We start from the raw sequence: 8,257 nt of genomic DNA on the forward strand, positions 1-8,257 counted from the left end.
TGAGGACGATGCGCAGGACAACCAACTCGCGCCGCCGGCTGGCCTGGTGGCTGCTACCGGTCGCGGTCGGCGGGGCGCTCTGGGCCGGGGCCCCGGCCCTCTCGGACCCCGCGAACGATCCGACGATCCAACCGATCCCCGACTTCGCCGCCGACGCCGCCGCGGACGAGGCCAAGTCGATAGTCGTACGGGTCTCCTTCAACGGTCGGGCCAACGCCACCGTCATCGACATCGAGGTCGTCGACGAACGCGCCCCCTCGCACCTGGGGGCGCCACCGCTGTCCAAGGTGGACGTCCTCGGCGAGGCCGGCCTGATCGGGACCTTCAACGACTGGCACCCGATGTGGGAGCTCGGCGAGGAGGCCGCCGGTGGCGGCGAGACCCGCCGGCTCAACCCGCAGGCGTCGGGGCGCTGGATCGCCCCGTTCGACCGGGACGCGACCACCATCGTGGTCACCGACATCGCCGCCGCCGACGAGATCGTACGGGCCGACCTCACCGCCGCGATCCACGAGTTCTGCCTGGCCAGCCCCGACGACGAGGACTGCCTCCGGGCCGACCTCGCGGTCGAGGCGGTCACCGTCTCCGCCGCGCCGCCGATCGGCCTGGTCGGCGCGGACGCCACGATCACCGTCGAGACCGTCGTGACCAACAACGGCCCCGACGGCCCGGCCGACGTGGGACTCACCACCACCGCGGCGGCCGGCCCGGGGGTGACGGTGACGCCCGCCACCCAGTCGGCGACGCTGCCCGGCGTCGCGGTGAACGCCGACGTCACCGAATCCGACCAGTGGACGGTGCGGTGCGACACCCCCGGCCAGCACACCGTCACCTTCACCTCGACGGTGGCGACCGTCCACGCGGCCGACGTCGACCTGGTGGCCGCGAACAACACCCGATCCACCACCCACACCATCGACTGCGCGGTGCCGGTCACCGTCAACATCAAGCCCGGCGGCGACCCGAACAGCATCAACCTGGGCGCCGGCGGGAACAACGCGCCCCTGGCGGTGCTCACCACGACGGCGGGCGAGTACGGAAACCCGCTCGCCTTCGACGCCCGGACCGTCGTCGCCACGACGGCGCGCTTCGGGAACCGAACGGTGGTGCTCGGCGGTGGCGGCGGCGCCGAGACGCACGACCGGCGGCACGACGAGCGCAGCTACGAGCTCGACGAGCGGACCCGTGACGCCGACCTCGACGCCGTGCTGCACTTCCGGGCCCGCGACGGCGGCTTCACGACCGGGGACACCGAAGGCTGCCTGATCGGTAAATTCGCCGTCCCGGCCGGCACCTTCACCTTCTTCGGTTGCGGGCCGGTCCGCATCGTGCCCTGAGCCTCGGGCCCCACTGGTCGTGGTCCTTCCCGCCCGGCGGGGAGGACCACGACCGCGAGGAGGGCGTACGCAACGCCCCGGACGCAGTACGGCTCGTCACCGAATACCGGTGACGAGCCGTGGAACCGCTGCTGAAGCTGGTGGGCGATACTGGGTTTGAACCAGTGACCTCTTCCGTGTCAAGGAAGCGCGCTCCCACTGCGCCAATCGCCCGTGGTGACCGCCCAGGCCCGGAACACCGCGGCGTCCGTCAGGCGAATCTGCGAGCGGACGACGGGATTCGAACCCGCGACCCTCACCTTGGCAAGGTGATGCGCTACCAGCTGCGCTACGTCCGCACGTCCCCGGCGAACGCCGGCGACGAGGTGAACTCTACCTGATCCCAAGATCGGCCGACGCGGCACCCGGCCGTTGCGTGGTTGCGCCGTCCGGGAGTGGGGTACTGAGGCACCCGACAGCGCATCACGTCCCGCCAGAAGGAGGGCTGTCATGGGTATCGGAACCAGCATCTTCCTGATCGCCGTCGGCGCGATCCTCACCTTCGCACTCGACGCCAACATCGGCGGTATCGACCTCGACGTCGTCGGCTGGATCCTCATGGCGGCCGGCGTGCTCGGCCTCATCATGACCACACTCATCTGGGGCCGCCGCCGGCAGGTGGTCACCGCCGACGAGCCGGTCCGCCGCGTCGAGGAGCCCGTCGAGTACCGCCGCGTCGAGGAGCCGGTGCAGTACCGCCGCGTGGAGGAGCGCCGGGACGTCGCCCCGCCGCTGTGACGCCGGACGCCGCCACCGACCTGCCTCGCCGCGCGGGCCAGGGCACCTCGCGGGCCGACCCCCTCAAGCCGAGCGGGTCGGCCCGCTCCGGTCGCGCCGTCAGCGCATCAACTCGTTGAACGCGCCGTAGTCGATCGCGTCGGCGAGCGCCCCGTAGGTGCCCGCGCCGAACGCCTCGTCGGCCGCGCGGCGGGCCACCGCGTACGCGGCCTCGGCCACCGACGAGCCGAGGCTCACCCGGGCCACCCCGAGCGCGGCCAGCTCGGCGACCACCGGGGCGCCCGGCCCGACCAGCACGTTCAGCGGCGCCGACACCGACTCGACCAGGGCACGGATGGTCCCGGGGTCAATGACGCCCGGCACGAAGACGCCGTCCGCGCCGGCCGCCAGGTACGCCCCGGCCCGGCTCACCGTCTCGTCGAGGCCACCCGCGCCGGCCAGGAACGTGTCGACCCGGGCGTTGACGTACAGCGGCACACCGGCCTCGTCGGCCGCGGCCCGGACCGCCGCGACCCGGACGCACTGGTCGGCCACGTCGCGCAGCGGCGCACCGCCCTCGCCTCGGGCATCCTCGATGTTCACGCCCACCGCGCCTGCGGCGATGACCGCCCGTACGGTCTCGGCGACGTCCGCCGGCGTGGCGCCGTACCCGGACTCGATGTCCGCGGTGACCGGCAGCGACCCCGCGGCGGCGGCCACGCGGCGGACCACCTCGACGGCCGCGTCACGGCCGAGGACGTCCCCGTCCGGGGCGCCCACGCTCCAGGAGACACCGGCGCTGGTGGTGGCCACGGCGCGGGCCCCCGCGGCCGCCACGATCCGGGCGCTCGCGGCGTCCCAGGCGTTGACGAGGACCAGCGGCGACCCGGGGGTGTGCAGGGATCGGAAGAGTTCAGCTCGGATGCGGTGTTCACTCACCCGGCAAGTCTCGGCCCCGCCCTACCGGCCGCAGTACTGTTTTAGTCCCAGCTGAATCCATCGGGAGGTGTAGGTGGTCGCGATCGGCCTGTCGGCAGGTGCCGTCGCCCGCATCCGGTTCGCCGTCTCCTGCCTCTGGGAGGTCGTCGCGAGCCTCCGGGTGCTGCGCGACCCCGGCGACCACGCCGTCCACCTGCCCTGGGCACGCCGGGTACGGCCACGACTGGCCGAGGTCGGGCTCGACGGCGGCCTGCTCTGGCAGCTCGTACCCGCCCCGCCCGGCTACCTGGCGGACTTCCTCACCCCGCCGGCCGCCAGCCTCGACCCGGACCTGGCCACCGAACTGTCCGCCCTGCGCGACACCAGCGCCGAAACCGTCCGCGCGCACCTCGACCTCTACCCCGGAACGCCCGGCCCGGCCGTGGCCGCCCTCCACGACGACCCCGAGTCCGGACTACGCCGGTTGACCGAGGAGATCGAGGCGTACTGGCGGATCGCCCTGGCGCCGGACTGGGCGCGGATCCGGGCGCTGCTCGACGCGGAGGTCACCGCCCGCGCCCGCCTGCTCGCCGACAGAGGCGCCGCCGCGCTCCTCAACGACCTGCACCAGCAGGTCCGCTGGGAGGACGACACCCTGCTGATCGCGCAGCGGCACTGCCTGGCCCCGGACGTCCAGGAGGGCCCGGGCCTCGTACTGGTCCCGTCGGTGTTCGTCTGGCCGTCGGTGCTCAGCATCTCCGCCGGGGAGACCCCGCAGCTCGCCTACCCCGCCCGGGGGATCGGCGCGGTGTGGGAACTCCCGGCCGCCGCCCCGGACGCCCTGGCCTCGCTGGTCGGCCGCGGTCGGGCCCGAATGCTGGCCGAACTCGCCGCCCCGCTCAGCACCACCGAGCTGGCCCGCCGTACCGGAATGTCCGCCGGCGGGGTGTCCCAGCACCTCACCGTGCTACGCGCGGCCGGACTGGTGGTGACGCAACGGCGCGGTCGGCTGCTGCTCAGCACACGCACGGAGGTCGCCGAGGCGTTGCTCGCCGCCTCCCGCTGACGCCGGCAGACTCCTGTGGACAGGCGCCGTCAGGACTGGCGGATCGCCTCGGCCGCGATCTCGATCCGGACGCTCTTGCCGACGAGCACGCCGCCACCCTCCAGGGCGACGTTCCACAGCAGGCCGTAGTCCTCACGGTCGAACTCGGCGGTCGCGGTGAACCCGAAGATCTCCTGCCCGGAGAGGTCGGTACGAGTACCGCCGAACTCCACCTGAAGGTCGACGGGGCGGGTGATGTCCTTGATCGTCAGCTCACCGGTGAGCACGAACCGGCCGGAGGCGCGAACCGGCGGTGGGTCGACCTCGACCCCTCCCCGGCGCGAGAGGAGGCGGTTGTTGCCGCGCAGCCGCGCCCAGAAGAAGATCGGGTCGGTCTCGTCCTGCGGAATCATCCCGGTGCTGCGGTACTCGAGCGTGGGGTAGCGCTCCACATTGAGGAAGTCGGGGCTCTTCAGGTGCACGTCCCGCTCGTCGTGCCCGGTGACGATGCTCGCCGACCGGATGCTGGCCATCACCGACGAGCGCAGCGGATCCTCGTCGACGACGATCCAGGCCTTCCCCTCGGTGAACTCGCCGCGCACCGGGCTGACCATCATGTGCCGGCCCACGAAACCGATCCGCTTGTGTGCCTGGTCGAGCTGGTAGCTGCCGGCGGCCGGGATCGTCATGCCCTTCCACACCCTCGTGGCTGGACCCGTCATCGTTTCGTGCCTTTCCCTGACCTTCGGGTCCGCTTGGCCGCTCGTCGTCACGTGCCGCGAGGCCTGCGGACGCCTCCCCCGAGCGCTCAGAATAAGGCGTATCGAATTCACGTCCAGGCGTGTCGAACTGATGGCGACGAGTGGCTGACAACCGACACCGAACGGCCCTTCCCGGCCCCGCGGACGACAAATCCCTTGGTGGCGCGGGGAATCCGGCCGACTCGGCGCCACCAGCAAGGAGACCGGTTTCGATTCGGCCCCGCTTTTCTCCGTACCGGAGGCGGTTCACCGGCGTGAAGAATCTCACGGGAGAGCGACAACTAATTGCCGTGGTGCAGTTATGGGAAAGTCAGCAATTGCGACAGATCAACCGCCGGCGCGGGGCGTCCGCCGGCCGGTACGGGGCACCCCGGAGAAGCCGCACGCCGACTCCCGCCGCCACCCACGGGACGGCTGCCGCATGGGAGATCGACTAGAGTCCCCGGCCATGACCGCCGTGGAGGCGCCTGTCGCGCCGACGCCCCCCGCCCCGACGGAGCCGTCCACACCCCCATCGGTGACCGCACCGCGTCCGCTGGGTCTCGCCGGCTGGCCGCGCGTCGTGCGCACCCTGATGATGATGGCCGGCGCGGCTGCGGCGCTCGGGGTCGCGTACACCAGCCCGGACCGGCTCCTGCCCGAGTCCCGCAACGAGTGGCTGCTGTGGGCGTCCGCCGCCGGGCTGCTCGGCGCGCTCAGCGGATCGACAATCGGCTCGGGCGTGGCCCGCTGGCACGATCTTCAGCAGATCCAGCACGTCCCGATCCGCCGGATCGTCTCGTCGGTGCTGGCCTTCCTCCTGCTCGTGGCCGGCGCGGTGGCCGCCGCGCACGCCATCCTGGGCCGCGGACTGACCTGGCGGTTCGGAGTCTTCCTCGGCATCGTCATCCTCGGGGCGCTGCCGGCCGGAGCCACCCTCGCCGGGCTGCGGATCATCTCGATGCGCGGTCTCGCCGGCACCCCCGGCGAGCAGCTCGCCGCACTGATGCGGCTACGCCGGATCCTCACGCGGGTGCTGCAGATGATGGGCTCGTTGCTGCTCGTACTGGTGCTGATCGGCGCCGCCTCGGTCGGTTGGGGCAGTTCGGAGACGATCCCCCAGTCCACCGCGCTCGTCATCGGCGCCGCCGGGTCGATCCTCATCGCGCTGATGCACATACCCTCGGCGACCCTGCTGCGCCGGCGCTGCCAGGTGTACGTGGACGAGTTCTCGGACATCGCGCATGTGTCGAAGGCCGACCTGATCACCGCGGCGGAGGATCGGATCAAGCTCGAGGAGATCCTCGGGGTCAACCGCACCAGCCTCAGCGAGCTCCAGTCGGGGCTGGTGATCATCGGCCCGCTCCTCGCGACCTCGATCGCGGCGGTCATTCCCAAGCTCTGACCGCCGCGCCCGCGGCCACCGGGTTGCGCCAGCGCCGCCGAGCTGCGCTACCGGGCGGGGGCAGGAAACGAAACAGCTCGCCACCGATGATCGGTGACGAGCTGTTCTGTCTGTTCGGAAAGCTGGTGGGCGATACTGGGTTTGAACCAGTGACCTCTTCCGTGTCAAGGAAGCGCGCTCCCACTGCGCCAATCGCCCGAGTCTGTGCCTTACCGAGGTGGGGACGGGATTTGAACCCGCGTACACGGCTTTGCAGGCCGTTGCCTCGCCTCTCGGCCACCCCACCGAGGTTGCCCCCGTCATGCGTGGCGGCAGCTCCGAGCGGACGACGGGATTCGAACCCGCGACCCTCACCTTGGCAAGGTGATGCGCTACCAGCTGCGCTACGTCCGCGTGTCATCGGCGTTTTCCCGGTGACGGATGAGAACTCTAGCCGAGGCGATGAAAGGTTGCCAACTCGGGGTGCCGACTCGGCGCGTCCGCACCCCGTTTGACCGGTTCGGCCAGGACCGAGCCGGAAGGCCGCATCGCGTAGAGCTTCCTAGGAGACTGGCTCACTCCCCGATGTTACAGAACATCGACGAACTGTCCGCATTCCGACTCTTTGACAGGCCGAAAGCCACTCGATCATAACTGCTTGTGTTCATCCGGATGGGTTACGGTAACGGTCGTGACGAGACGTGCGGCCGAGATCCGCCTGGATGCCCTGCTGCGCACGGCTTGCGACGTGATCGCGGAACGCGGTCTGGCCAACACCCGTACGGCCGACGTCGCGCAGGCCGCCGGGGTGAGCCAGGCGCTTGTCTTCTACCACTTCGCCACGAAGGAACGGCTGCTCGCCCAGGCCTTCGAGTACGCGGTCGAGCAGGACCTGGCCCGCCTGGACGCGGTGGTCAGCTCCCCCAGCCCACCGCTGGCCAAGCTGCGCCGGATCCTGAAGCTCTACGCCCCTGCGGGACGCCCGACCTCCTGGCCGATGTGGATCGACGGGTGGTCGGAGTCGCTGCGTACACCGGATCTGGAGCGCGTCTCCCGCCGGCTGGACCTGCGCTGGCGGGAGGATCTCGCCGCGATCATCGCCGACGGGGTACGCGACGGCACCTTCGAGTGCGCCGACCCGGCCGGGGCGGCCTGGCGGATCAGCGCGGTGATGGACGGCCTCGCGGTGCAGCTGGCTGTCCACGATCGGGTGATCTCCCGGCGGCAGTTCACCGAATGGGTCCGCCTGCTCACCGCTCGGGAGCTCGGCCTGGACCCGGCCGAGCTGGACTGACCGAACCCTCCGGCGCCGGAGACCGGGCAAACGGGCTCGGTTACACCCGACGGCCGGGACAATCGGCGGCATGGACCTGCTGGAGAGCTATCGCCGCAGCCTGGCCGACTTCATCGACCGGGTGGAGCGGGTCAGCCCCCGGCAGTGGTCGGCGCGAACCCCCTGCTCGGACTGGGACGTCCGCACACTGGTCAACCATGTGGTCGGCGAGGCCCGGTGGAGCGTCCCGCTGCTCGCCGGCCGCACGATCGCCGAGGTCGGTGACCGCTTCGACGGCGACCAACTCGGGGACGAGCCGATCGCGGCCGCCCGCGACGCCGCGTCGCAGGCCGAGATCGCCGCCTTCCACCCCGGCACGCTGGAGCGCACCGTCCACCTCTCCGCCGGTGACGTCCCGGCCTCGGAGTACCTGCACCAACTCCTCGCCGAGCACCTCGTCCACGGCTGGGACCTGACCGTCGCCATCGGGGACGACTCCCGGCTCGACACCGACGCGGTGCGGGAGTGCGCGCGGTGGTTCACTGCGCACGTCGGCGACTACCAGAGCGCAGGGCTGACCCACCCCGGCGTCGACCCGCCCGCCGACGCCGACGATCAGGACCGCCTCATCGCCGCCTTCGGTCGCGATCCACGCTGGACCCCGGCCGGCTGAAGCCCCGGGCCACCGGGCCACCGGGCCACCGGGCCACCGGGCCACCGGGCCACCGGGCCACCGGGCCACCGGGCCACCGGGCCACCGGGCCACCGGGCCACCGGGCCACCGGGCCACCGGGCCACCGGGCC

General features: G+C 71.8%; 8 protein-coding genes and 5 tRNA genes. 6 read left to right on the plus strand and 7 right to left on the minus strand.

Going from position 1 to position 8,257, the window contains the following annotated elements; translation table 11 throughout:
* Positions 1-8: 8 nt before the first annotated feature.
* Positions 9-1,337 carry a hypothetical protein gene (locus tag D7044_RS05805; RefSeq protein WP_120688201.1) on the plus strand — a complete coding sequence of 443 codons (1,329 nt, stop codon included), beginning with the start codon at positions 9-11 and terminating at the stop codon, positions 1,335-1,337.
* A 138-nt stretch (positions 1,338-1,475) separates the two neighbouring features.
* Here the strand turns inward: D7044_RS05805 and D7044_RS05810 are convergent.
* Both D7044_RS05810 and D7044_RS05815 read right to left on the minus strand, forming a co-directional pair.
* Positions 1,476-1,550 (minus strand) — tRNA-Val (locus D7044_RS05810).
* Between the two features lie 52 nt (positions 1,551-1,602).
* Positions 1,603-1,675 (minus strand) — tRNA-Gly (locus D7044_RS05815).
* A gap of 151 nt (positions 1,676-1,826) precedes the next feature.
* On the opposite strand from D7044_RS05815, the gene D7044_RS05820 reads away from it, so the two are divergent.
* Entirely contained in the window at positions 1,827-2,114 is a 288-nt protein-coding gene (locus D7044_RS05820; protein WP_120676821.1) for a DUF6458 family protein, read from the plus strand.
* 99 nt (positions 2,115-2,213) lie between these two features.
* On the opposite strand, the gene D7044_RS05825 is transcribed toward D7044_RS05820, so the two are convergent.
* Positions 2,214-3,032 carry an isocitrate lyase/PEP mutase family protein gene (locus tag D7044_RS05825; protein WP_120688202.1) on the minus strand — a complete coding sequence of 273 codons (819 nt, stop codon included), beginning with the start codon at positions 3,030-3,032 and terminating at the stop codon, positions 2,214-2,216.
* A 73-nt stretch (positions 3,033-3,105) separates the two neighbouring features.
* Between D7044_RS05825 and D7044_RS05830 the strand changes: the two genes are divergently transcribed.
* Entirely contained in the window at positions 3,106-4,077 is a 972-nt protein-coding gene (locus D7044_RS05830) for an ArsR/SmtB family transcription factor (RefSeq protein WP_120688203.1), read from the plus strand.
* Between the two features lie 29 nt (positions 4,078-4,106).
* On the opposite strand, the gene D7044_RS05835 is transcribed toward D7044_RS05830, so the two are convergent.
* Positions 4,107-4,745, minus strand: coding sequence for a YceI family protein (locus D7044_RS05835; RefSeq protein ID WP_233563105.1), 639 nt, complete (start codon positions 4,743-4,745; stop codon positions 4,107-4,109).
* 520 nt (positions 4,746-5,265) lie between these two features.
* On the opposite strand from D7044_RS05835, the gene D7044_RS05840 reads away from it, so the two are divergent.
* Positions 5,266-6,201, plus strand: a complete 936-nt coding sequence (locus D7044_RS05840) for a hypothetical protein (protein ID WP_147434593.1) — start codon at positions 5,266-5,268, stop codon at positions 6,199-6,201.
* Between the two features lie 123 nt (positions 6,202-6,324).
* Here the strand turns inward: D7044_RS05840 and D7044_RS05845 are convergent.
* The 3 genes from D7044_RS05845 to D7044_RS05855 all read right to left on the minus strand — a co-directional run bounded on the left by D7044_RS05845 (position 6,325) and on the right by D7044_RS05855 (position 6,594).
* Positions 6,325-6,399 (minus strand) — tRNA-Val (locus tag D7044_RS05845).
* A 17-nt stretch (positions 6,400-6,416) separates the two neighbouring features.
* A tRNA-Cys gene (locus D7044_RS05850) sits at positions 6,417-6,487 on the minus strand.
* Positions 6,488-6,521: 34 nt separating this feature from the next.
* A tRNA-Gly gene (locus tag D7044_RS05855) sits at positions 6,522-6,594 on the minus strand.
* 277 nt (positions 6,595-6,871) lie between these two features.
* On the opposite strand from D7044_RS05855, the gene D7044_RS05860 reads away from it, so the two are divergent.
* A complete protein-coding gene (locus tag D7044_RS05860) occupies positions 6,872-7,474 on the plus strand; it encodes a TetR/AcrR family transcriptional regulator (protein ID WP_120676831.1) in 603 nt (200 codons plus the stop codon).
* A 70-nt stretch (positions 7,475-7,544) separates the two neighbouring features.
* Entirely contained in the window at positions 7,545-8,126 is a 582-nt protein-coding gene (locus D7044_RS05865; RefSeq protein WP_120676833.1) for a TIGR03086 family metal-binding protein, read from the plus strand.
* Positions 8,127-8,257 lie beyond the last annotated feature (131 nt).

Origin of the sequence: Micromonospora musae, assembly GCF_003626635.1 — a bacterium.
Lineage (GTDB): Bacteria > Actinomycetota > Actinomycetes > Mycobacteriales > Micromonosporaceae > Micromonospora > Micromonospora musae.

What these genes read in the sequence shown, in the direction of transcription:
- D7044_RS05805 (WP_120688201.1), top strand. Translation starts at nt 9, where the DNA reads ATGCGCAGGACAACCAACTCGCGCCGCCGGCTGGCCTGGTGGCTGCTA.
- D7044_RS05820 (WP_120676821.1), top strand. Translation starts at nt 1,827, where the DNA reads ATGGGTATCGGAACCAGCATCTTCCTGATCGCCGTCGGCGCGATCCTC.
- D7044_RS05835 (WP_233563105.1), bottom strand. Translation starts at nt 4,745, where the DNA reads ATGACGATCCCGGCCGCCGGCAGCTACCAGCTCGACCAGGCACACAAG.
- D7044_RS05840 (WP_147434593.1), top strand. Translation starts at nt 5,266, where the DNA reads ATGACCGCCGTGGAGGCGCCTGTCGCGCCGACGCCCCCCGCCCCGACG.
- D7044_RS05865 (WP_120676833.1), top strand. Translation starts at nt 7,545, where the DNA reads ATGGACCTGCTGGAGAGCTATCGCCGCAGCCTGGCCGACTTCATCGAC.